The following is a 20,116-nucleotide window of genomic DNA, read 5'->3' as shown; positions in this document are numbered from 1 at the left end:
TCATAGATTGAGAGCACATAATGCATATTTTTGGCAAAATTCTTGGCGCTTTTTTTGGCTTCTTATTTGGAGGACCGTTTGGCGCATTTTTTGGCTTGTTTCTCGGGCATCAATTTGATAAAGCTCGTCGTTTGAATCAAGCGGGGTTTAAAACTAGCTCATTTGGTTCTGGGCCAAGCCAAACTGAGCGACAAGACGAATTTTTTAAAGCCGCTTTCTCGGTCATGGGCCATGTTGCTAAAGCGAAAGGGCAAGTCACCAAAGAAGAGATCCAGCTAGCTACCATCATGATGGAGCGTATGAACTTACATGGTGAGCAACGTAAAGCGGCTCAAGATGCGTTTCGTGAGGGGAAAGAGAGTGGTTTTCCTTTAGAGGAAGTGTTGGAGCGTGTGCGCCTTTCGACGGGTGGACGCTTTGACTTGTTGCAATTTTTCCTCGAATTGCAAATATCAGCCGCGTTTGCCGATGGGGATGTTCACCCTAGCGAGCGCAATGTACTGCACAAAATCGCTCGTAGTTTGGGTTTCTCATCCGATCAACTGGAAAGACGCTTGCGTATGCAAGAAGCGGCCTTTCGTTTTCAACAAGGCGGAAATTTTGGTGGCCAACAACAAGGCTACCAGCAATCTGGGCAGTGGCAACAAGCCGCGCAAGCTGAACGCCTCACTGATGCTTACGATGTGTTAGGCGTGAGTAAAGATGCGGATGCTAAAGAGATTAAACGTGCCTATCGCAAATTGATGAATGAGCATCACCCAGATAAATTGATGGCCAAAGGCTTACCACCAGAGATGATGAACGTTGCGAAAGAAAAATCGCAAGAGATCCAAAATGCGTACGATTTGATTAAGAAAGAGAAGGGTTTTAAGTAACCGGCTATCGTGAATTACCGCGAACGTTCCAATCGATTGAGCTGGTGCAAACTGGCTCTTTTTATTATGAGCATACGCAAGACACAAAAAAAGCCAAGTTTGAAAACTTGGCTTTAGAAAGTGGCTCCCCCTGCAAGACTTGAACTTGCGACATACGGATTAACAGTCCGCCGTTCTACCGACTGAACTAAGGGGGAACAGAATGTTTGCTTATCTTATGCAGATAAATGGTGCCGACTACCGGAATCGAACTGGTGACCTACTGATTACAAGTCAGTTGCTCTACCTACTGAACTAAGTCGGCGCCGAATCAATAAGCAGTGCTCATTGATGAAAAGTGGCTCCCCCTGCAAGACTTGAACTTGCGACATACGGATTAACAGTCCGCCGTTCTACCGACTGAACTAAGGGGGAACAGGTTTTAAAGAATGGTGCCGACTACCGGAGTCGAACTGGTGACCTACTGATTACAAGTCAGTTGCTCTACCTACTGAGCTAAGTCGGCACATTTTTATCTTTAATTTTATTGTCTGTGCTAGGCACCAACAATTTAGAAACTGTGGTGCCCGGAGGCGGAATCGAACCACCGACACGAGGATTTTCAATCCTCTGCTCTACCGACTGAGCTATCCGGGCGACGGGGTGTATTAAAAGGTTTTTCGCATTTAACGTCAACAGTAAAATGCAAAAAAAATGTCGTTTGTTGTTTTTCTATACTTAGTGACTCGTTTTTGCCCATTTTCGTTAAAAATTAGTGTCAGATTAGATAGGGAAAGAGGCGTTGAAAAGAAAATAGGAGCTTTGAATGGAGCAAATAGCGAATAAAAGCGCGTTGAAAAACACACGTTTATCCGCTTGGTTACACTAAAGGAGCAAACTCACCAGACTGGTTTTAGTTTTTGACGGAAAATGGACTGACCCATAATTTAATCGTTGTAGAGGTAATCGCTGTAGAGGTAGAGGGGATTGGATAAATATGACAGGTAATAAAAAAGCCAAGTCGTTAGACTTGGCTTTAAAAGTGGCTCCCCCTGCAAGACTTGAACTTGCGACATACGGATTAACAGTCCGCCGTTCTACCAACTGAACTAAGGGGGAATTATCTGTGTAAGTCTAAGACTTCGCACCAAATAATGGTGCCTCGAGGCGGAATCGAACCACCGACACGAGGATTTTCAATCCTCTGCTCTACCGACTGAGCTATCGAGGCAATAAATGGTGCCGACTACCGGAATCGAACTGGTGACCTACTGATTACAAGTCAGTTGCTCTACCTACTGAGCTAAGTCGGCGCACTTTATTTATTGCTTGCTGCTACTTTAACAAAAGCACCAACAATTTAATTTGTGGTGCCCGGAGGCGGAATCGAACCACCGACACGAGGATTTTCAATCCTCTGCTCTACCGACTGAGCTATCCGGGCAACGGAGCGCTATTAAACGGATTTTCCCTTCAATCGTCAACTGCTTTTTGGAAATATTTTGAAAAAACGGTTTGTTTGCTGCGAATTTAGACAAAGCTGCGCTTTTTTATCCACCTGCGTTAAATTCCTTTTTGAATTTTGTTACTTTTTCTAAGTACCTTCTCGATTCAGCATTAGGGTGTTTTTGGGTCAGCGCCCAATAGACTTGATTGGGTTGCAGTGAATTTAAGTCCCTCATCGCTCGTTTCCTATCTTTGCTAAAGGTATTCAGTACTCCTCCTGTGCCGCCGTTGTAGGCCGAAATCATACTGTATTCGAGTGACGTTGGATGGCTGACCTCTTTGAGGTAGCGGTTTTTCAGAATATAAAAATAGGCCGTTCCCGTATCAATATTTTTTTCGGGATCAAACAGATATTCAGGACTGGGCTCACCAGATTTATTTTTGACCAGTTTAAAGACATCTCGACCTGCGGTTTTAGGAACCACTTGCATCAGGCCATACGCATTGGCCCAACTGACGGCGTAGGGGTTAAAGCTACTTTCAGTTTTTATGATCGCGTAGATCAGATCTTCGGGAATGTTATATTTTTTCGAGGCTCGGTGCACGATGTCGGCGTATTTATAACCTCGTTTAGAGGCATGATCCGCTACCATAGGAATTTCCACATAGTAGGCTTTTTTGAAATCAACGTTCTTAACTTTTAATTTATTTTCAATAAGATAATCAGCAAATCGATTCGCGCGCCAACCCCACTGGATCGGTTGTTTATCTTGATCAAGCACTTGGTTGTACAAAAATGGCTGACCATTCAATTCGATATTTTGTGAAGAGAAAAGGTCAACGTGTGCGGGATCATCAGGCGTGAGCAAGGTGGTAATAATGGCATTGCGCAGATGTTTTTTGGGGTCAGTTGGGGAAACTGTTTCGATAATAATGGTTCCCGTGGAGAAATTGACTTCGGAACGACTCAGGTAATTATCGATGTATTTTACATAGTTGCTTTTACCGGCCACTTTGATCTCTTTACTGCCCCAGCGTTTCTCAATGTTGCCAGAAAAACTGCTGATCAGTGCATCTAAGGCGGCGGTATCTTTGACAAATTGCCCGGGTAATTGCGCTAAGTTTTTGGCAAAACGGTTGGTCGGCTCATAGTCGACGCTGTATATGCGTTCAACTAATTCTCGGCTACAACCGGCCAGTAGCATTGCAATAAAAAAGTAAGTCAGCTTTCTCATTATCTTCCCAATACAAAAATGACATCAGAGCGTTTACCATGATGTCATTGATTATCCTCGAAATAAATAAGGTATCTCTTATTTGCTTGGTGGCGTGTAGCCTTCGATATGGACCTCTTTTCCTTCAAATAGGAAGTTGGTCATTTCGGTTTCCAGCAATTTACGATGTTCAGGGTCCATCATATTGAGTTTTTTCTCGTTGATCAGCATGGTTTGCTTATGCTGCCATTGTGCCCAAGCCTCTTTTGAGATGTTGTCAAAAATACGTTTACCTAATTCACCTGGGTACAGTTGAAAATCCAAACCGTCGGCTTCTTTATTTAGTCGAGCACAAAATACAGTGCGGCTCATGGTCACTTCCTCTTCGGTGTTTTAAGGGTTAATTTCAAATGGAAGGCTTTCTAGCAACTGTTTTACAGGAGCGGCTAAGCCGATTTGTTCCGGTTGGGCTAAGTTATACCAAAGACCTTTGCTTGCTTCCATGATGATGTTCGGTTGTTGAGATAACTCCACCAAGATCGGTGTGATCTCTAAATGATAATGGCTAAACGTGTGGCGAAAAGCGATGAGTGGGCGAATAGAGCGGATAGCGCTCTCTTTGATGGCTCTGTGATCAAGTTGATCTTCGATGGCGCTATTGGGGTTTTCAGGGAAGCAAAATAATCCACCCCAAATTCCACTTTGAGGGCGCTGTTCTAACCATACTTGATGGTTATGGTGCAGCATCACAAACCAAGTTTGTTTGGTTGGTTTGTCTGTTTTTGGTTTTTTGCCCGGATAATCGAGTGGGTTATTTTGTTTATTGGCGATGCAAAAAGATTCAACTGGGCAGAGCGTGCATTTCGGTTTGCTGCGTGTGCAGACCATCGCCCCCATATCCATCATGGCTTGGTTATATTTATCAACATCTTGCGCTGGCGTATTTTGTTCGGCATGTTGCCACAACTGAGTTTCAACCTTTTTTTGCCCCGGCCAGCCTTCGACAGCAAAACAGCGGGCTAAAGTACGCTTTACGTTACCATCTAAAATGGCGTGCGGCTGCTTATAAACCGAAGAAAGCACCGCCGCAGCGGTTGAGCGGCCAATACCCGGTAGAGCATTCATCTGTTCGATATCAAGGGGAAACTCACCGCCATATTCGCTGGCCACTATTTTGGCTGCTTTGTGTAGATTGCGCGCACGTGCGTAATAACCAAGGCCGGTCCATAGGTGCAGTACCTCGTCTTGTTCTGCATTGGCTAAATCAATCACGGTTGGAAAACGTTGCATGAAGCGTTCGAAATAAGGGATTACCGTTGCGACTTGAGTTTGTTGGAGCATAATTTCCGACAGCCAAACGCTGTAGGCCGTTTTGTTTTGTTGCCACGGCAAATGTTTGCGCCCATAGGCGTCATACCATTTTAAAATGGCGTTAGCGAAAGGTGTCACGACAGGCTCTTTGGTTTATAGTTTTAGTGGAGCAAAATTGCACCACATAAATGTGACGTTGTAAAACGGACAAATTGTGTGGATTTATCCAACAAGTTTATTTCGATAACACTTGCACCGAGAATAATTCTTTGGATAATCCCCGCTTTGATTAATCAATGTGCAGGCAAGATCAATGAGTGAAGTAACCACCAACGAATATACCGAAGAAGGCAAAATACTGCGTCGAATCCGTAGTTTCGTTCGTCGTGAGGGTCGATTAACCAAAGGCCAAGAAGCGGCAATGAATGAATGTTGGCCAACAATGGGTATTGATTTCCAGCCACAATTGCTCGATTGGGCGGCGGTTTTTGGTAACGATAACCCGGTGGTTTTAGAAATCGGTTTTGGTATGGGCGCTTCATTAGTTGAAATGGCTAAAAATGCACCGCAAAAAAACTTCTTTGGTATTGAAGTGCATAGCCCAGGTGTTGGCGCCTGTTTGTCAGCCGCTCGTGATGCTGGCGTGACTAATTTACGCGTGATGTGCCATGATGCAGTGGAAGTATTTGAACACATGATCCCTGATGGTAGCCTGCATACACTGCAACTGTTCTTCCCTGATCCTTGGCACAAAAAACGTCACCATAAGCGCCGTATTGTGCAGTTAGAATTTGCGGAAATGGTGCGTCAAAAACTAAAAATGGAAGAGGGTATCTTTCATATGGCGACCGATTGGGAAAACTACGCTGAGCATATGATTGAAGTGATGAATCAAGCGCCGGGCTTTGCCAATATTGCCGCAGAAGGTGACTATATTCCTCGTCCTGAAGAGCGTCCTTTGACTAAATTTGAAGCGCGTGGTCACCGTTTAGGTCATGGTGTGTGGGATATCAAATATAAACGCACCGCGTAACGACTCACTTTTGTTGCTGCAACAAAATTAGCGATTAAAGAAAAGCCAACATTGTTGTAATGTTGGCTTTTTCGGCCTTAGCGCCCTACGAAAATCATTATAAAAATAGAGAAAAACATTTCTCACCCGAGGTAAAGTCACCCATGAAGCTAACACCCAATCTACTTGCTGATATTTTGTGTGAGGTTCGCCCACTGATCGGCAAAGGAAAAGTCGCCGATTACATTCCTGCTTTAGCCAAAGTACCGAATAACAAGCTGGCGATCGCGGTTTACACCAATCAAGGTGAAGTGATTTCGGCTGGAGATGCCACGGAAGGATTCTCAATTCAATCCATCTCTAAAGCTTTGAGCTTAACGCTTGCTATGATGCTTTATAAACCAGAAGAGCTATGGCTTCGTGTCGGAAAAGAACCTTCAGGCCAAGCGTTTAATTCGATGATCCAGCTTGAAATGGAGCAGGGTATTCCGCGTAACCCTTTTATCAATGCTGGAGCTATTGTGGTGGCGGATATGCTGCATAGCCGTTTATCAGCCCCTCGGCAGCGCTTACTGGAGTTTGTACGTCAGTTGTCGGGTGAAGAGGGCATCGTATACGACAAAGTGGTAGCGGCTTCAGAAATGATGCACAGCGATCGCAATGCCGCCATCGCCTATTTGATGCGATCGTTTGGTAATTTCGATAATGATGTTATCCCGGTACTGCACAACTATTTTCACGCTTGTTCACTTAAAATGAGCTGTGTTCAATTAGCGAAAACCTTCAGTTATCTGGCGAATAAAGGGGTGTCCGTGCATACCAAGGAAGCGATAGTAACGCCGACACAAAGTAAGCAGATCAATGCCTTATTGGCGACTTGCGGTTTGTATGATGGCGCAGGAGAGTTCGCTTATCGTGTTGGCATGCCGGGTAAATCGGGCGTAGGTGGCGGTATTATTGCTGTTGTTCCTGGGGAGATGACGATTGCGGTTTGGTCGCCAGAGCTTGATGCGTCAGGTAATTCTTTTGCGGGAACTAAGATGTTAGAACTCTTGGCTGAGCGTATTGGTCGCTCTATCTTTTAAGTTCAATATTTTCTGACAGCCCGTGTTTTTGGCAAAAGATTGGCTACCGATTAGGTTAGCCAATCTCTGTTGGGGTTATCTTTTTAGTCGTCAGCCATAAAGGCTTCGAGCAAGTCATTAAGAAACAGTTTTCCTTTTTCTGTGATTTGCCAGTGACTTTCGGTTTGCGTTAAATAGTGTTCGGCTAGTGCCCAATCTATCGTTGGCTGAATCACGCTTAAACTTAATCCAGTTGTTTCAACAAAGTCTTGTTTCGGACAAGGTTCCATCAAGCGAAAGCGGTTCATGAAGAATTCAAAAGGGCGATCCGCAGCGGCGACTTCAAATTCGTCATCCAAGTAAGGTTTGAGTAAATTGAGATAGCCACGCGGATGCTTCACCTTAGTGGTGCGTACAATACGCCCATCGTTAAAGCTGAGCTTGCCATGCGCGCCACAACCAATCCCCAGATAATCACCAAAGCGCCAGTAATTTAAGTTGTGTTGGCATTGATAGCCGGGTTTGCTATAGCCAGAAATTTCATACTGCACGTACCCAGCGGCGGCCAATTTTTGGTGACCCAGCTCAAAAATATCCCACAGTGCGTCATCATCTGGCAAAGTGGGCGGTTTAAAGTAGAAAACCGTATTAGGTTCAATGGTCAGTTGATACCAAGAAAGATGAGGTGGGTTTAGTGCAATCGCTTTGTCTAAATCGGCCAGCGCTTGTTCACAGTTTTGATCGGGTAAGCCATGCATCAAATCTAAGTTGAAGCTGTTTAAGCCAATTTGATGAGCTAATTGAGCGGCATTAACCGCTTCTTGCTGACCATGAATTCGCCCTAAACGTGCCAGTTTTTGTGGCTCAAAACTTTGTACACCAATCGAGATGCGCGTCACCCCTGCTTGTCGATATCCAACAAAACGGTCAGCCTCTACCGTGCCCGGGTTAGCTTCCATGGTGATTTCAATCCCAGGCTTAAACGCAATACGCGCTTCAATGCCTTGCAGCAGGCGAGCAATACCTTCAGCAGAAAAAAGACTCGGTGTACCACCGCCAATAAAAATGGAATGCAATGGGCGAGGATGGTCTACAAGGCGGTATTTGGCGATATCGGTATCGAGATCCTCCAATAGCGCATCAATGTATTCACGTTCAGGAATATCGTGCTTTAGCGCGTGAGAGTTAAAATCACAATAGGGGCATTTTTGTACACACCATGGGATGTGCACGTACAAACTCAGCGCGGGTGGTTGCAACATTATGAATTTTGCTCGCTTAAGGTTTTAAATAGCATTTTTAGCGCTTTGCCACGATGTGAAAGCTGCTTTTTACGTGCAGGTAGCAGTTCAGCTGAAGCGCAGTTATCTTCAGGGACAAAGAAGATTGGATCATAACCAAAACCGTTACTGCCGTGAGCTTGGTGCAAGATACGACCTTGCCACGTACCATGGCAGACCAATGGTGTTGGGTCATTTTCGTGACGCATGAAAACCAGCACGCAATGAAAACGAGCGGTGCGTTGTTCGTCTGGTACACCTTCCATCGCCGCTAATAATTTTTCTAGGTTTTGTTGGTCACTGGCATTTTCACCAGCGTAGCGCGCCGAGTAAATTCCCGGAGCGCCTTGCAGATAATCCACTTCTAAGCCGGAGTCATCGGCAATCGCAGGTAAGCCAGTGATTTTGGCAGCATGTCGTGCTTTGATGATCGCATTTTCAATAAAGGTGGTGCCAGTTTCCTCGGCTTCTGGGACGTTTAATTCTGTTTGCGCCACCACATCAAAACCGAAATCAACCAGCAGATCAGCCATTTCGCGCACTTTGCCTTGGTTTCCTGTGGCTAATACTATTTTTTTCATTGCACTATTTCTCTATTCTTCGACGTAGAATTTTTGGGTGAATTTAAGCTTACCGGTGCCTTTTAAGCCCGCATCAACCTCAATGTCAAAACTCAAATTCTCTTCATTGGTAATGGGGAATTCAGCGAGGTAATAAATCGCGTTGCCCTCTTTGAATTGCTTAAATTCAAGTTCACGTACCTGACCGATTAGGTTTTTCGCATTGCCTTTGAGTGTCGCTTCCATAGCTGGTTTACCTAAGGCCGAGTTATCTAATACGCTGATGTTTAAAATAGCCGAGTAACCATTACGTTTTAACTGATAACTGCGCGCCACTTGTGGCGTTAAAAATGTTGAGTTGAAAGCTGAGTAGTGAACTTCAACATTCTTGATGGTTTGAAACTGCTCGGCGAGTGTGGGTAGCGAAATAAAGGCTATAACAAACGCTATCATCCATTTACGCATGTGGTGCTCCTTACAAAACAGAGTGGGCTAAATAAAAAGCCATCACAAGATGGCTTCAATCGGCTCTGGTATCACTTGAGGTGAATGAATTCGGACTTGTTTATGACGTCCCAATTCCCCTTTTTCTATCTCGATTAAACCTTTGGCGACTTTAAATTGTTTGGCCAAGAATTTGGTTAAATGCGCGTTGGCTTTGCCATCAACAGGCGGGGCTGTGATGGCAATTTTGAGCTCCTCACCATGCAAGCCGACGATACTATCGCGGCTTGCTTTGGGTTGGATGTAGAGTTTGAGGATTAGATCCTCTCCCTCTTGCCAAACAGCAGATGACATTACAACTGATACCATACTGGGCCAATAAAATCGCCCATTAGGAAGTTCGCAAACTGCAGCACAATAAACAGCACCAATACACTTAAATCAAAACCACCCATCGCTGGTAGAATACGACGGATCGGCGCAAGCATCGGCTCGGTTAATTGATGAAATACGTATTCAATCGGGCTTCGGCCTTGGCTAACCCAACTGAGAATGGCGCGGATCAACAGTACCCAGAACAGTAAACCGCCAGCGGATTTGACTAACGAGAGTAAGCCTAAGAATAAAAAGTAGACGCTAAAACTAACCGCACCACCTGATGCCACCAGCATTAAGGCAATAAATTTCAATACGCACAGCACGTACGCAAAGAGAACCGTGGCCAAATCTAGGCTGCCAATGGATGGAATCGCTCGGCGCAGTGGGCCAACCACAGGTTGTGTTGCTTTGACGATAAACTGGGAGAATGGGTTATAGAAATCGGCACGCGCTGCTTGTAACCAGATGCGTAAAATTACGACCATGATGTACAGATCAAACAGGGTGGAGATCAAAAAACTCATTGAATTCATAGCTAGCCCTTAATATGAGTAGAGTGTCGTTTGCGCTTTTGCGCTATAGCTTAGTGAAACGCCACTAGGATTAAAACAGTTTTTCCATTTCTTGTGCACGAGTTACGGCCGCTTGCATCGCTTGTGCAACGATATTGGCAAGTTGATGCTCGTTAAAGGTGCGAATCGCCTCGGCGGTGGTGCCGCCTTTGGAGGTCACTTGTTCACGCAATGTCGAGAGTTCAATCTCAGGGTTTGCCACCACCATTTCGGCTGCGCCTAACGCCGCTTGTTGTACTAACAAACGGGCCGTTTCTTTATCAAAGCCTTGAGCGATGGCTTCATTTTGCATCGCTTCCATAAACAAAAAGAAGTAGGCAGGCGCACTGCCTGCAGCGGCGATGATGCCATTAATGGCGGACTCGTTTTCAACCCAGCACACTTCACCAACGGCTTGTAGCAATTGTGCGGTAAAGCGTTTGTCTTGCTCTGATACGCTTGGAGCGGCAAATAGACCGCTCATGCCTCGATTGATCAGCGAAGGTGTATTGGGCATGGCGCGTACTAGTTGTAGTTCGGTTGCCAGCATCTCATTAAGGCGCGCCGCAGAAACACCTGCTGCAATGGAGATCACCAACTTATTTCTAAAATCAATGGATTGCAAAGGTTGACAGACACTGGTCATCAACTGCGGTTTGACCGCCAGTACCACCACATCGGCTTGCTGCGCTGCGGCAAGATTATCGCTGGTGGTGTGAATGCCATAAGCACTTTCCAGTGGTTTGCGTCTTGTTTCTGACGGTGCGGTCGCGGTAATTCTATCAGCTGGATAACCGCTGGCGACTAAGCCTGCAATAATTGCTTTGGCCATATTGCCTGCACCGATAAAAGTGATGTTTCTCTGCTGCATCTGCTGACCTCTAATTGCTTGTCGCTGATTGATTATTATGTGGTTGATAGATAAGCCAGTGCTAAGCGTAATCACGCGCACCAAAAATAGCGGTGCCGATCCTCACCATAGTGCTACCAGCTTCAATCGCCGCTTGCATGTCGCCACTCATGCCCATTGAGAGCGTATCTAACCCTGAAAAACGTTCAGACAATTGCGCTTGTAAGCTCGCCAGTTTTTGAAATGCGGCAAGTTGCGCAGCGTAATCGGGGACATTCTCAGGAATAGACATCAGTCCTCTTAACGTGAGGTTGGGTAGCGCGGATATCAACTCTGCCAACTCAACTATTTCGTGTTCACCAATGCCCGATTTCGAGCTTTCACCGCTGGTGTTGACTTGAATCAAGACCTGTAGTGGTGGCATGCCTGCTGGACGTTGATCATTTAAACGCTGGGCAATTTTACTTCGATCCACCGTGTGCACCCAAGCAAAGTTCTCGGCCACAATGCGCGATTTATTGGACTGAATTGGGCCGATAAAGTGCCATTCTAAATCCAGTTCGGGGTGCAAGGTATTGAAGTATTGAACTTTATCCGCGCCCTCTTGCACATAGTTTTCACCAAATAAACGTTGCCCAGCGCGCGCTGCTTCTAGAATCGCCTCGACAGGTTTGGTCTTACTGACCGCTAAAAGTTGCACTCTCTCTCGAGCGCGTCCACACTTTTGTTGTGCACTTTCAATTTGTGAAGTGATCTGTTCAATGTTTTGTTGAATACTACTCATAGCCTGACTTTACTAAGGAAATTAAATGGATATCGCTGAGCTACTGGATTTTAGTGTAAAGCACAACGCTTCGGATCTACACCTATCTGCAGGTGTTCCACCTATGGTACGGATAGATGGTGAAGTAAGAAAGCTCGGAGTGCCTGCTTTTACTCATGCTGACGTGCATCGTTTGATTTTTGAGATCATGAACGATGCTCAGCGTAGTGAATTTGAAGAGAAACTGGAAGTGGATTTCTCATTTGAGCTGCCTAATGTAGGGCGTTTTCGTGTCAATGCTTTCCATCAATCTCGTGGCTGCTCTGCGGTTTTCCGGACGATTCCTACGGTGATCCCAACCTTGGAAGAACTACAAGCGCCTGACATTTTTAATAAAATCGCCAATTATGAGAAAGGATTGGTGCTGGTGACTGGGCCAACAGGGTCGGGTAAGTCGACCACACTGGCAGCAATGGTTGATTACATTAATTCTCATCACAACAAACACATTTTAACCATTGAAGACCCAATTGAGTTTGTGCATAGCAACAATAAATGTTTGGTTAACCAACGTGAAGTGCACCGAGATACCCACAGTTTTAAAGCGGCGCTACGCTCGGCGCTGCGCGAAGATCCGGATGTAATCTTGGTCGGTGAGCTGCGCGATCAAGAAACCATCAGCTTAGCGTTAACCGCGGCTGAAACCGGGCATTTAGTGTTTGGCACGTTACATACCAGCTCTGCGGCGAAAACTATCGACCGGATCATTGATGTGTTTCCCGGTAGTGATAAAGAGATGGTTCGTTCAATGCTCTCTGAATCATTGCGAGCCGTGATTGCGCAAAAGTTGCTAAAACGTTTAGGTGGGGGCCGCGTCGCATGTCATGAAATTATGCTTGCCACTCCAGCGATTCGTAACTTGATCCGCGAGGATAAGGTTGCGCAGATGTACTCCATCATCTAAACGGGTGCGGCGCATGGCATGCAAACCATGGAACAGAATTCTAAACAGTTGATTGCGCAAGGTATTGTCGATCAAGAAGAAGTGCAGAAAAAACTGGAAGTCAATTCATCACCATTTTAAGAGAGAGCTCATGGAACTGAACCAATGTCTTGAGGGTATGTTGACTCAAAAAGCTTCCGACTTGTACCTCACCGTAGGAGCGCCAGTGTTATTTCGCGTCGATGGAGAGTTAAGAGCTCATGGCGAAAAGTTATCCCAAACGCAGGTGATGGCGTTGTTAGATGCCATGATGGATGAGGATCGCCGCCGTGAATTTCAACGTACACGTGAAGCCAATTTTGCAGTGGTGAGAGAGATTGGCCGCTTTCGTGTCAGTGCTTTTTTCCAACGTGAGCTGCCCGGTGCGGTGATCCGCCGCATTGAAACTCATATCCCCACTTTTGAAGAATTAAAGTTACCGGGTGTGTTGCAAGATCTCTCGATTGCAAAGCGTGGGCTGGTTCTGGTGGTAGGCGCGACGGGGTCGGGCAAATCGACCACCATGGCGGCCATGACGGGCTATCGTAACTCGCACCGAACTGGGCATATTTTAACAGTGGAAGATCCGATTGAGTTTGTGCATGAGCATCAGCGTTGCATTGTGACCCAGCGAGAAGTGGGGTTGGATACCGAGAGTTACGAAGTGGCGCTGAAAAACTCGCTGCGCCAAGCCCCTGATATGATTTTAATTGGTGAGATCCGTTCACGTGAAACGATGGAATATGCGATGACCTTTGCCGAGACAGGTCATTTATGTATGGCAACGTTACATGCTAACAATGCCAACCAAGCGCTTGAGCGAATTTTGCATTTGGTTCCTAAAGAGCAAAAAGAGCAGTTTTTGTTTTATCTATCAATGAACCTCAAAGGCGTCGTGGGGCAGCAGTTGATCCGCGATAAGAATGGCAAGGGACGACATGGTGTGTTTGAGATTTTACTCAACAGCCCTCGAATTTCCGATTTGATCCGCCGTGGTGATCTGCACGAATTGAAAGCGACGATGGGCAAATCAAAAGAAGTGGGGATGCAGACTTTTGACCAAGCACTGTATCAACTGGTCGTTGATGACAAAATCAGTGAACAAGATGCACTGCACAGCGCTGACTCGGCTAACGATTTGCGTTTAATGTTAAAAACAAAGCGTGGCGAAGGGATCAGCAGTGGCACATTGGATAACGTGCAGATTGATATGGAATAGTTGCAGTTCAAGACGAACAATCCCGAACTCGATTCGGGATTGTTCTGCACCGCTGTATTAAAGTTAAGTTACGCGAGGTTAAGTTAAGCGCCCCATTGCGCTTCAAACCAGCTCTCTAAGATCACTACGGCTGATTGGCAATCGACATTGCCTTTGCTCAGCGCTTTATAGCCGCCCATGGCAAATAAGTCGGCGCGGGCTTCCCGGGTTGAAAGCCGTTCGTCATGCATCTCGACGGGTAAGCCAAAGCGCCCGTGTAAACGCTGCGCAAATTTTTTGGCTCGCGGAGTAATGGTTTCCAACGCTTTACCGTGCAAATCTGTTGGTAGCCCTACCACCAATAAATGGGGTTGCCACTCTTTGATCTGCTTTTCGATCTCTTCCCAATGTGGAATTCCGTCATTGGCTTTAAAGGCTTTAAGTGGCGATGCGGTGCCTGTAACTTCTTGGCCAATCGCACTGCCGATGCTTTTGGTGCCAAAGTCAAAAGCCATAATGGTTCTGGATGTCATAATCAGTATCTTGAATGGTGCAACGAAGGCTCTAAAAAGGCGCGTTACCTAGTTAGAGCCGTAAAGGTTAGAGCCGTAAAAGTTAAGCATGCCCAGCTTGTGCTGAGAGTTGGATGGGGTCAATGCCGAGTTTTTTAATCGCCTGATTCCACTTATCGTGAATGGGCGTATTAAAGATAACCTCTGGATCGGCCTCAATGGTTAACCAAGAATTTTCAGCCAGCTCTAACTCAAGCTGACCCGGCTCCCAGCCTGAATAACCCAGAGCCACAAGATAGTGACTTGGTTCGGCATCCGTGCCCAGTACCGCTAAAATATCTTTCGATGTGGTGACGGCAATGTCATCGCTCATACGGATGCTGGATTCATAATGATCTTTCGGTCGATGTAGGATAAAACCGCGATCTTCAGAAACAGGACCGCCATTCAATACGGGCCTTTTTAGGCTATCAAGTTGAAGCTTCGGGTAGCTTGGCTCAACATCGACTTGGTTTAACATGCCGCCCACGGTGATATCAATCGGCACATTAATCATCAAGCCCATCGCCCCTTCTTCATTGTGCTCACAGATGTAAATAACACTGTGCTTGAAGTAAGGGTCTCTCATACTTGGCATGGCGACTAAAAAATGATTTGTAAGATTCATACTGCCTCCAACCTATCGCAAATTACTGGGCAAGAGTTTGCCCAGTTCAGCATGACTTGTTGATTCGACGCTCAATCGCGTCCATCAACTTACCGGTAATTGAGATATCAAAGGCGGCCTCTATTTCACGAATACACGTAGGGCTCGTCACGTTGATCTCAGTGAGCTTGTCGCCAATAACGTCAAGTCCGACAAAGATTAAGCCTTTTTCTTTCAATGTTGGAGCAATAGTTTGAGCAATTTTTTTATCGGTTTCGCTTAGCGGACGCGCTTCACCACGGCCACCCGCTGCCAAATTGCCACGGGTTTCACCTTGTGCCGGAATTCGCGCTAGGCAGTAAGGCATTGGTTCACCATCGACCACTAAAATACGTTTATCACCGTTGCTGATGTCAGGTACAAAAGTTTGCGCCATACAGTAGTTTTGGCCGTGGTTAGTTAATGTTTCGATAATGACAGATACGTTTGGATCACCCTCTTTAACGCGGAAGATAGATGCCCCGCCCATACCGTCTAACGGTTTTAAAATCACATCACCATGTTGCGCGCGGAAGGCTTTAATTTTTTCCGCTTTACGCGTCACTATGGTGGTTGGCGTTAGTTCAGGGAACCATGCCGTAAACAGTTTCTCATTGCAGTCACGTAAGCTTTGCGGCTTATTGACGATTAATGTTCCTGCTTCTTCTGCGCGTTCTAGAATGTAGGTTGCGTAGATATATTCAGTGTCAAACGGCGGATCTTTACGCATCAACACTGCATCGAGATCAGCCAGTGGAATAGTTTGCTCAGATAAAAACTCATACCAACCATTCGGATCTTCTTTCAATGTCACCACTTTGGTATCGGCAAAAGCGACACCTTGATCTAAGTGTAGATCATTCATCTCCATATAGTGGATTTCATAACCACGACGCTGCGCTTCTAGCAACATGGCAAAGCTGGAATCTTTTTTGATGTTAATGGACGAGATAGGGTCCATGACGATACCAAGTTTAATCATTGTTTTTCTCCGGTTAGCCAAGATCGCCAAAGCGAACTTGAAGAGCAGTAATAGCCGTTAAGGCCGCAGTTTCAGTACGCAGTACGCGTGGGCCTAGCAAGGTTTCTTCAAAATGGTACTGTTCAGTCATGCTAATTTCTGATTCTGATAAGCCCCCTTCAGGGCCAATCAACAAACGGACTTTATTGATGGGTTGAGGCAGGGTATTAATTGAATACTTCGCACGTGGATGTAAGTTGAGCTTGAGCGCATCACTGGGTTCGGCACACCACTCTTCCAACTGCATAATTGGGCGGATCAGCGGCACTATATTGCGGCCGCACTGCTCACAAGCGCTGATTGCAATTTTTTGCCACTGTTCCAGTTTTTTCTCAAAACGTTTGGCATCTAATTTCACGCCGCAACGTTCAGAAATCAAAGGCGTGATGGTATTGACGCCAAGTTCGACCGATTTTTGAATGGTGAACTCCATTTTGTCTCCACGCGAGATCACCTGCCCAAGGTGTAAATTAAGAGGCGATTCACAGCTGCTTTCGACTCTTTTCAACACATTGACCAGCACATTTTTTTTGCTGACCTCGGTAATTTCCGCTGGAAATTCCGCGCCACTGCCATCAAAAAGCAGTACTTCTTGGCCCGCTTGCATGCGTAACACCCGGCCAATATGCCCAGCCGCATCATCATTGAGAGCAATAATGCTTGAGGGTTGAAGAGGAGTCGGATGATAAATTCTAGGGATACGCATGGATAGTTCCTACCTGACGTTGAATAGCCATTAACATGGATGCTTTACACTGAAAAAACAAGGGGCAAGGGCGAGTTTCAATCACGAAAATGGCCCACAAAAAGTACCTCATGAACGGCACTGTTGCTGCACAAATGGGTTGTGATTGCCTTGAACTTTGGCAATTCGCTGATCGCGTTTGCATTCCCACTCATCGGCTGGGTATTGGCGATTCCACGCTTGCATTAGTTGTGTTTGGGACTTGGATAACTGAAAGCCATAGTTTTGGCTCATGTACAGATAGGTACGAGCAATTGAGCCACGTGCTCTATCGGGTGGCATGACTTTGCGTTGTTTAAAATCGACCTGCATTTCACAACGGCCATAGCTTTCACCTTCGACGCCATTCCACTGACTGAAATTGTAGTTTGAACGATCGCCGTTAACTTCGCCAATCGCCGGCGTCAGGTTGTGAAGGTCAGCTTCCATCGAACGAAAAATAGTATCATTTTTGGTGCAATTTTTACGCCCACCTTGTTGCCAGCACTGACGCTGGTGGCCAAATTGCCAAGCAGGGACGACGTGTTCCCATTCAATACGGCTGGCGCGAGTTTGTTGTTTGCGAACTTGGTAACCACAAGCTTGTAAGTCGGGCGTGCCTTTCTTACCTTGCCATGCAATGTCACAACCGCAGTAAAAGCTCACTGGATGATCATGATAGATTTTCAATGCTTCTTTTTTAGCTTGAGAAAAGGAAGCGGGAGGCGCAGCTAGGGCACAAAACGAGAACAAAGCTAAGCTGCTATTCACAAGCAATAAGCGAAAATAGGACATCATTTAGACTGATATAAGTATGGTTTTTATTAGTCTAACACTCAGATTAAAGAATAATAAATGATGTTTTTGTTGTTAATTGCAGATGGGTGTAACCACACAGCTGTAGATTCAAGTAGCAGCAACCAAAGTTTATTTAGGAAAGCTGCACGCCAGTAAAATGGAGCGTTTGTGCACAGTGTTGACAGCGGTAGGTGGCTTGATTGCGCATCACTTTATTGTGACGACGGACAGTGAGCGGATAATGCGCACAGGCGCAGTGATATTCAAAGGTTTTGCCTTGCACAGAAGAGACTTCAAAGCGATGAGTGGTATTGGCTGGTAAATGAAACACTTGATTCATCACGGCCTGCCACTCTTTACCGTGTGGACGAACACGACCATAGCGCTGGTAGGTAATTAGGTGGGCGATTTCATGTGGGATCACTTCATCGAGAAAGGCGCGTTGATTTTCAGCAAACAGCACTGGATTCAGTCTGATTTCCCAACGTTGTAAATAAGCCTTACCTGCCGCCTTTCCCCGTAACTGATAGCTGATACTCGGCATAGGGAAGTCGTGTTGAAAATAGTGACGAGCGGTTGTGATGCACTGTTTTGCTTTTACTTGCGCACGGTAATGTAGCTCAAAATTAGGCACAGATTCATTCCTAGAAAAAAGCCCTTGCGAATGAGCAAGGGCTTACAAATTTAAACTAGGTTGAAAATTACTTCAAGCCAGCAAAGTCACGCAGGATGGCGGCTTTGTCAGTCGCTTCCCAAGGAAACTCTTCACGGCCGAAGTGACCGTAAGCGGCGGTTTTCTTGTAGATCGGTTGCAGCAAATTGAGCATTTCTTGTAGGCCGTATGGGCGTAGGTCGAAGTGCTGGCGTACCGCTTCAATGATGATCTCTTGTGATACTTTCTCAGTACCAAAGGTTTCGACCATGATTGAGGTTGGATCTGCGATACCAATGGCGTATGACAACTGAATTTCACAGCGGTCAGCAAGGCCAGCCGCCACGATGTTTTTCGCTACATAACGCGCCGCGTAGGCTGCACTACGGTCTACTTTTGATGGATCTTTACCAGAGAATGCACCACCACCGTGACGCGCTGCGCCGCCGTAGGTATCAACGATGATCTTACGACCAGTTAAACCACAGTCACCCATTGGGCCGCCAATCACAAAACGACCGGTTGGGTTGATGAAGAATTTGGTCTCTTTGCTAAGCCACTCGGCTGGCAACACAGGCTTAATGATCTCTTCCATGACGCCTTCGCGTAGGTCAGCTGTCGAGATAGAGTCGCAATGTTGCGTTGAAAGAACGACTGCATCAATTCCGACAATTTTACCTTGGTCATATTGGAAGGTAACTTGAGATTTTGCATCAGGACGTAGCCAAGAAAGCGTGCCATTTTTACGCACTTCTGCTTGTTTTTGCATCAAGCGGTGAGCGTAGGTGATCGGTGCCGGCATAAGGATTTCAGTTTCGTTGGTCGCGTAACCGAACATAATACCTTGGTCACCGGCGCCTTGTTCTTTAGGATCGGCCTTATCAACACCTTGGTTGATATCAGGTGACTGTTTACCAATGGTATTCAAAACGGCGCAAGAATTGGCATCGAAACCCATCTCTGAGTTGACGTAACCAATTTCACGAACGGTTTGGCGAGTAAGCTCTTCAATGTCCACCCATGCAGAGGTAGTGATTTCACCACCAACCATGACCATGCCGGTTTTCACGTAAGTTTCACAAGCAACGCGCGCTTTGATGTCTTGTTCTAGAATCGCATCCAAAACTGCATCAGAAATTTGGTCTGCAATTTTATCTGGATGGCCTTCTGAAACGGATTCAGAAGTAAACAGGTGCTTAACCATGAGAGCTCCACTTTTAATCGTTGGACTATGGCAAGCTTCGCTCACCATCGTTATTCATTAGTTTATGTAGGTGTTTCTACATCTAGACGTCTATTCTAGTTTTGAATGGTCGAATTACAAGTTATTTTTACGCCTGTCTGTAAACCAAACGTTTGCTTAAATTTAGATGAAAAATTGGAGTTTGGTTTTTTATCCTAAAAATAAGCGCTAAAGAGCACTATTTCTCCAGTAAAACGTTTGCAGTGAGAAAAGTGCTTTGAGAGAATAGCCGCGCTATTTTCAGCCCATTTCCGTTAATTTGAATTCGCTTAATGCACTCAGGAGCAGACATGTCTTCCCGTAACCTTGTTTCTAATAAAGAACTCGCCAATGCCATCCGTGCTCTTAGTATGGACGGTGTTCAACAAGCTAACTCTGGTCACCCTGGTGCACCGATGGGTATGGCCGATATCGCTGAAGTGCTTTGGCGTAGTCACTTAAACCATAACCCACAAAACCCACAATGGGCTGACCGCGACCGTTTTGTGCTGTCAAACGGCCACGGCTCAATGCTGATTTACTCTTTATTGCACCTGAGCGGTTACGCGCTGTCGATTGATGATTTGAAAAACTT

At 45.9% G+C, this 20,116-nt stretch carries 21 protein-coding genes, 9 tRNA genes and 2 pseudogenes; 6 read left to right on the top strand and 26 right to left on the bottom strand.

What is annotated here, in order from left to right; all coding sequences use genetic code 11:
• The first annotated feature begins 20 nt into the window (after positions 1–20).
• Positions 21–875, top strand: a complete 855-nt coding sequence (gene djlA / locus AACR75_RS17355; protein ID WP_047688116.1) for a co-chaperone DjlA — start codon at positions 21–23, stop codon at positions 873–875.
• 121 nt (positions 876–996) lie between these two features.
• Here djlA and AACR75_RS17350 read toward each other — a convergent pair.
• The 12 genes from AACR75_RS17350 to mutY all read right to left on the bottom strand — a co-directional run bounded on the left by AACR75_RS17350 (position 997) and on the right by mutY (position 4,963).
• Positions 997–1,072 (bottom strand) — tRNA-Asn (locus AACR75_RS17350).
• A gap of 31 nt (positions 1,073–1,103) precedes the next feature.
• Positions 1,104–1,179 (bottom strand) — tRNA-Thr (locus AACR75_RS17345).
• Positions 1,180–1,213: 34 nt separating this feature from the next.
• Positions 1,214–1,289, bottom strand: a tRNA-Asn gene (locus AACR75_RS17340).
• A gap of 15 nt (positions 1,290–1,304) precedes the next feature.
• A tRNA-Thr gene (locus tag AACR75_RS17335) sits at positions 1,305–1,380 on the bottom strand.
• A 55-nt stretch (positions 1,381–1,435) separates the two neighbouring features.
• A tRNA-Phe gene (locus AACR75_RS17330) sits at positions 1,436–1,511 on the bottom strand.
• 386 nt (positions 1,512–1,897) lie between these two features.
• Positions 1,898–1,973: transfer RNA gene (locus AACR75_RS17325), tRNA-Asn, on the bottom strand.
• A gap of 36 nt (positions 1,974–2,009) precedes the next feature.
• Positions 2,010–2,085, bottom strand: a tRNA-Phe gene (locus AACR75_RS17320).
• Positions 2,086–2,091: 6 nt separating this feature from the next.
• Positions 2,092–2,167: transfer RNA gene (locus tag AACR75_RS17315), tRNA-Thr, on the bottom strand.
• Positions 2,168–2,222: 55 nt separating this feature from the next.
• Positions 2,223–2,298: transfer RNA gene (locus AACR75_RS17310), tRNA-Phe, on the bottom strand.
• A 106-nt stretch (positions 2,299–2,404) separates the two neighbouring features.
• The gene (gene mltC / locus AACR75_RS17305; RefSeq protein WP_013857830.1) at positions 2,405–3,535 is read right to left on the bottom strand and encodes a membrane-bound lytic murein transglycosylase MltC; all 1,131 of its coding nucleotides are present in this window, start codon (positions 3,533–3,535) and stop codon (positions 2,405–2,407) included.
• A 78-nt stretch (positions 3,536–3,613) separates the two neighbouring features.
• The gene (locus AACR75_RS17300; RefSeq protein WP_010320634.1) at positions 3,614–3,886 is read right to left on the bottom strand and encodes an oxidative damage protection protein; all 273 of its coding nucleotides are present in this window, start codon (positions 3,884–3,886) and stop codon (positions 3,614–3,616) included.
• Positions 3,887–3,907: 21 nt separating this feature from the next.
• Complete coding sequence (gene mutY, locus AACR75_RS17295; RefSeq protein WP_013857828.1) at positions 3,908–4,963, bottom strand: A/G-specific adenine glycosylase; 1,056 nt, start codon at positions 4,961–4,963, stop codon at positions 3,908–3,910.
• A 175-nt stretch (positions 4,964–5,138) separates the two neighbouring features.
• On the opposite strand from mutY, the gene trmB reads away from it, so the two are divergent.
• Positions 5,139–5,858, top strand: coding sequence for a tRNA (guanosine(46)-N7)-methyltransferase TrmB (gene trmB / locus AACR75_RS17290; RefSeq protein WP_026027213.1), 720 nt, complete (start codon positions 5,139–5,141; stop codon positions 5,856–5,858).
• Between the two features lie 143 nt (positions 5,859–6,001).
• Positions 6,002–6,922: a glutaminase B gene (gene glsB, locus AACR75_RS17285; RefSeq protein WP_047688177.1), complete on the top strand. Its 921-nt coding sequence runs from the start codon at positions 6,002–6,004 to the stop codon at positions 6,920–6,922.
• Between the two features lie 83 nt (positions 6,923–7,005).
• On the opposite strand, the gene hemW is transcribed toward glsB, so the two are convergent.
• From hemW to AACR75_RS17250, 7 genes are all read right to left on the bottom strand, one after another.
• Positions 7,006–8,163, bottom strand: a complete 1,158-nt coding sequence (gene hemW, locus AACR75_RS17280) for a radical SAM family heme chaperone HemW (protein WP_047688111.1) — start codon at positions 8,161–8,163, stop codon at positions 7,006–7,008.
• Positions 8,163–8,762, bottom strand: a complete 600-nt coding sequence (locus AACR75_RS17275; protein ID WP_017042394.1) for an XTP/dITP diphosphatase — start codon at positions 8,760–8,762, stop codon at positions 8,163–8,165. The genes hemW and AACR75_RS17275 overlap by 1 nt, the downstream gene beginning before the upstream one ends.
• A 12-nt stretch (positions 8,763–8,774) precedes the next feature.
• Positions 8,775–9,206, bottom strand: a complete 432-nt coding sequence (locus tag AACR75_RS17270) for a DUF4426 domain-containing protein (RefSeq protein ID WP_013857823.1) — start codon at positions 9,204–9,206, stop codon at positions 8,775–8,777.
• Positions 9,207–9,248: 42 nt separating this feature from the next.
• Positions 9,249–9,539 (bottom strand): DUF167 family protein YggU, encoded by a 291-nt coding sequence (gene yggU, locus AACR75_RS17265; protein WP_026028959.1) that lies wholly within the window; start codon positions 9,537–9,539, stop codon positions 9,249–9,251.
• Complete coding sequence (locus AACR75_RS17260; RefSeq protein ID WP_047688107.1) at positions 9,539–10,096, bottom strand: YggT family protein; 558 nt, start codon at positions 10,094–10,096, stop codon at positions 9,539–9,541. The genes yggU and AACR75_RS17260 overlap by 1 nt, the downstream gene beginning before the upstream one ends.
• A gap of 70 nt (positions 10,097–10,166) precedes the next feature.
• Positions 10,167–10,985: a pyrroline-5-carboxylate reductase gene (proC, locus tag AACR75_RS17255; RefSeq protein ID WP_047688105.1), complete on the bottom strand. Its 819-nt coding sequence runs from the start codon at positions 10,983–10,985 to the stop codon at positions 10,167–10,169.
• 61 nt (positions 10,986–11,046) lie between these two features.
• Positions 11,047–11,748: a YggS family pyridoxal phosphate-dependent enzyme gene (locus tag AACR75_RS17250; RefSeq protein ID WP_017048292.1), complete on the bottom strand. Its 702-nt coding sequence runs from the start codon at positions 11,746–11,748 to the stop codon at positions 11,047–11,049.
• Positions 11,749–11,773: 25 nt separating this feature from the next.
• On the opposite strand from AACR75_RS17250, the pseudogene AACR75_RS17245 reads away from it, so the two are divergent.
• Both AACR75_RS17245 and AACR75_RS17240 read left to right on the top strand, forming a co-directional pair.
• A pseudogene (locus AACR75_RS17245) lies at positions 11,774–12,811 on the top strand (type IV pilus twitching motility protein PilT).
• 10 nt (positions 12,812–12,821) lie between these two features.
• The gene (locus AACR75_RS17240) at positions 12,822–13,928 is read left to right on the top strand and encodes a PilT/PilU family type 4a pilus ATPase (RefSeq protein ID WP_047688103.1); all 1,107 of its coding nucleotides are present in this window, start codon (positions 12,822–12,824) and stop codon (positions 13,926–13,928) included.
• Positions 13,929–14,011: 83 nt separating this feature from the next.
• Here AACR75_RS17240 and ruvX read toward each other — a convergent pair whose 3' ends face one another.
• The 7 genes from ruvX to metK form a co-directional block, all read right to left on the bottom strand.
• A complete protein-coding gene (ruvX, locus tag AACR75_RS17235) occupies positions 14,012–14,440 on the bottom strand; it encodes a Holliday junction resolvase RuvX (RefSeq protein ID WP_019282292.1) in 429 nt (142 codons plus the stop codon).
• A gap of 82 nt (positions 14,441–14,522) precedes the next feature.
• The gene (locus AACR75_RS17230; protein WP_017045507.1) at positions 14,523–15,086 is read right to left on the bottom strand and encodes a YqgE/AlgH family protein; all 564 of its coding nucleotides are present in this window, start codon (positions 15,084–15,086) and stop codon (positions 14,523–14,525) included.
• A 46-nt stretch (positions 15,087–15,132) separates the two neighbouring features.
• Positions 15,133–16,086: a glutathione synthase gene (gshB, locus tag AACR75_RS17225; RefSeq protein WP_040122940.1), complete on the bottom strand. Its 954-nt coding sequence runs from the start codon at positions 16,084–16,086 to the stop codon at positions 15,133–15,135.
• Between the two features lie 13 nt (positions 16,087–16,099).
• Positions 16,100–16,831, bottom strand: a complete 732-nt coding sequence (rsmE, locus tag AACR75_RS17220) for a 16S rRNA (uracil(1498)-N(3))-methyltransferase (protein ID WP_013857814.1) — start codon at positions 16,829–16,831, stop codon at positions 16,100–16,102.
• A gap of 108 nt (positions 16,832–16,939) precedes the next feature.
• On the bottom strand, positions 16,940–17,647 hold the full coding sequence (endA, locus tag AACR75_RS17215; protein ID WP_013857813.1) for a deoxyribonuclease I: 708 nt from the start codon (positions 17,645–17,647) through the stop codon (positions 16,940–16,942).
• A 133-nt stretch (positions 17,648–17,780) separates the two neighbouring features.
• Positions 17,781–18,281, bottom strand: coding sequence for a SprT family zinc-dependent metalloprotease (locus tag AACR75_RS17210; RefSeq protein WP_017045505.1), 501 nt, complete (start codon positions 18,279–18,281; stop codon positions 17,781–17,783).
• 67 nt (positions 18,282–18,348) lie between these two features.
• Positions 18,349–19,503 carry a methionine adenosyltransferase gene (metK, locus tag AACR75_RS17205; RefSeq protein WP_026027375.1) on the bottom strand — a complete coding sequence of 385 codons (1,155 nt, stop codon included), beginning with the start codon at positions 19,501–19,503 and terminating at the stop codon, positions 18,349–18,351.
• A 329-nt stretch (positions 19,504–19,832) separates the two neighbouring features.
• On the opposite strand from metK, the pseudogene AACR75_RS17200 reads away from it, so the two are divergent.
• A pseudogene (locus AACR75_RS17200) lies at positions 19,833–20,116 on the top strand (transketolase); the annotation flags it as partial.

This window comes from Vibrio sp. ZOR0018 (genome assembly GCF_963865925.1).
In the GTDB taxonomy this organism is placed as follows: domain Bacteria; phylum Pseudomonadota; class Gammaproteobacteria; order Enterobacterales; family Vibrionaceae; genus Vibrio; species Vibrio anguillarum.
This window is presented reverse-complemented; position numbering and strand designations above follow the sequence as displayed.

Excerpts from the sequence above, each read along its gene's own strand:
- djlA (WP_047688116.1), top strand. The coding sequence starts at position 21 with ATGCATATTTTTGGCAAAATTCTTGGCGCTTTTTTTGGCTTCTTATTT.
- mltC (WP_013857830.1), bottom strand. The coding sequence starts at position 3,535 with ATGAGAAAGCTGACTTACTTTTTTATTGCAATGCTACTGGCCGGTTGT.
- AACR75_RS17300 (WP_010320634.1), bottom strand. The coding sequence starts at position 3,886 with ATGAGCCGCACTGTATTTTGTGCTCGACTAAATAAAGAAGCCGACGGT.
- trmB (WP_026027213.1), top strand. The coding sequence starts at position 5,139 with ATGAGTGAAGTAACCACCAACGAATATACCGAAGAAGGCAAAATACTG.
- glsB (WP_047688177.1), top strand. The coding sequence starts at position 6,002 with ATGAAGCTAACACCCAATCTACTTGCTGATATTTTGTGTGAGGTTCGC.
- hemW (WP_047688111.1), bottom strand. The coding sequence starts at position 8,163 with ATGTTGCAACCACCCGCGCTGAGTTTGTACGTGCACATCCCATGGTGT.
- AACR75_RS17275 (WP_017042394.1), bottom strand. The coding sequence starts at position 8,762 with ATGAAAAAAATAGTATTAGCCACAGGAAACCAAGGCAAAGTGCGCGAA.
- AACR75_RS17270 (WP_013857823.1), bottom strand. The coding sequence starts at position 9,206 with ATGCGTAAATGGATGATAGCGTTTGTTATAGCCTTTATTTCGCTACCC.
- yggU (WP_026028959.1), bottom strand. The coding sequence starts at position 9,539 with ATGTCATCTGCTGTTTGGCAAGAGGGAGAGGATCTAATCCTCAAACTC.
- AACR75_RS17260 (WP_047688107.1), bottom strand. The coding sequence starts at position 10,096 with ATGAATTCAATGAGTTTTTTGATCTCCACCCTGTTTGATCTGTACATC.
- proC (WP_047688105.1), bottom strand. The coding sequence starts at position 10,985 with ATGCAGCAGAGAAACATCACTTTTATCGGTGCAGGCAATATGGCCAAA.
- AACR75_RS17250 (WP_017048292.1), bottom strand. The coding sequence starts at position 11,748 with ATGAGTAGTATTCAACAAAACATTGAACAGATCACTTCACAAATTGAA.
- AACR75_RS17240 (WP_047688103.1), top strand. The coding sequence starts at position 12,822 with ATGGAACTGAACCAATGTCTTGAGGGTATGTTGACTCAAAAAGCTTCC.
- ruvX (WP_019282292.1), bottom strand. The coding sequence starts at position 14,440 with ATGACATCCAGAACCATTATGGCTTTTGACTTTGGCACCAAAAGCATC.
- AACR75_RS17230 (WP_017045507.1), bottom strand. The coding sequence starts at position 15,086 with ATGAATCTTACAAATCATTTTTTAGTCGCCATGCCAAGTATGAGAGAC.
- gshB (WP_040122940.1), bottom strand. The coding sequence starts at position 16,086 with ATGATTAAACTTGGTATCGTCATGGACCCTATCTCGTCCATTAACATC.
- rsmE (WP_013857814.1), bottom strand. The coding sequence starts at position 16,831 with ATGCGTATCCCTAGAATTTATCATCCGACTCCTCTTCAACCCTCAAGC.
- endA (WP_013857813.1), bottom strand. The coding sequence starts at position 17,647 with ATGATGTCCTATTTTCGCTTATTGCTTGTGAATAGCAGCTTAGCTTTG.
- metK (WP_026027375.1), bottom strand. The coding sequence starts at position 19,503 with ATGGTTAAGCACCTGTTTACTTCTGAATCCGTTTCAGAAGGCCATCCA.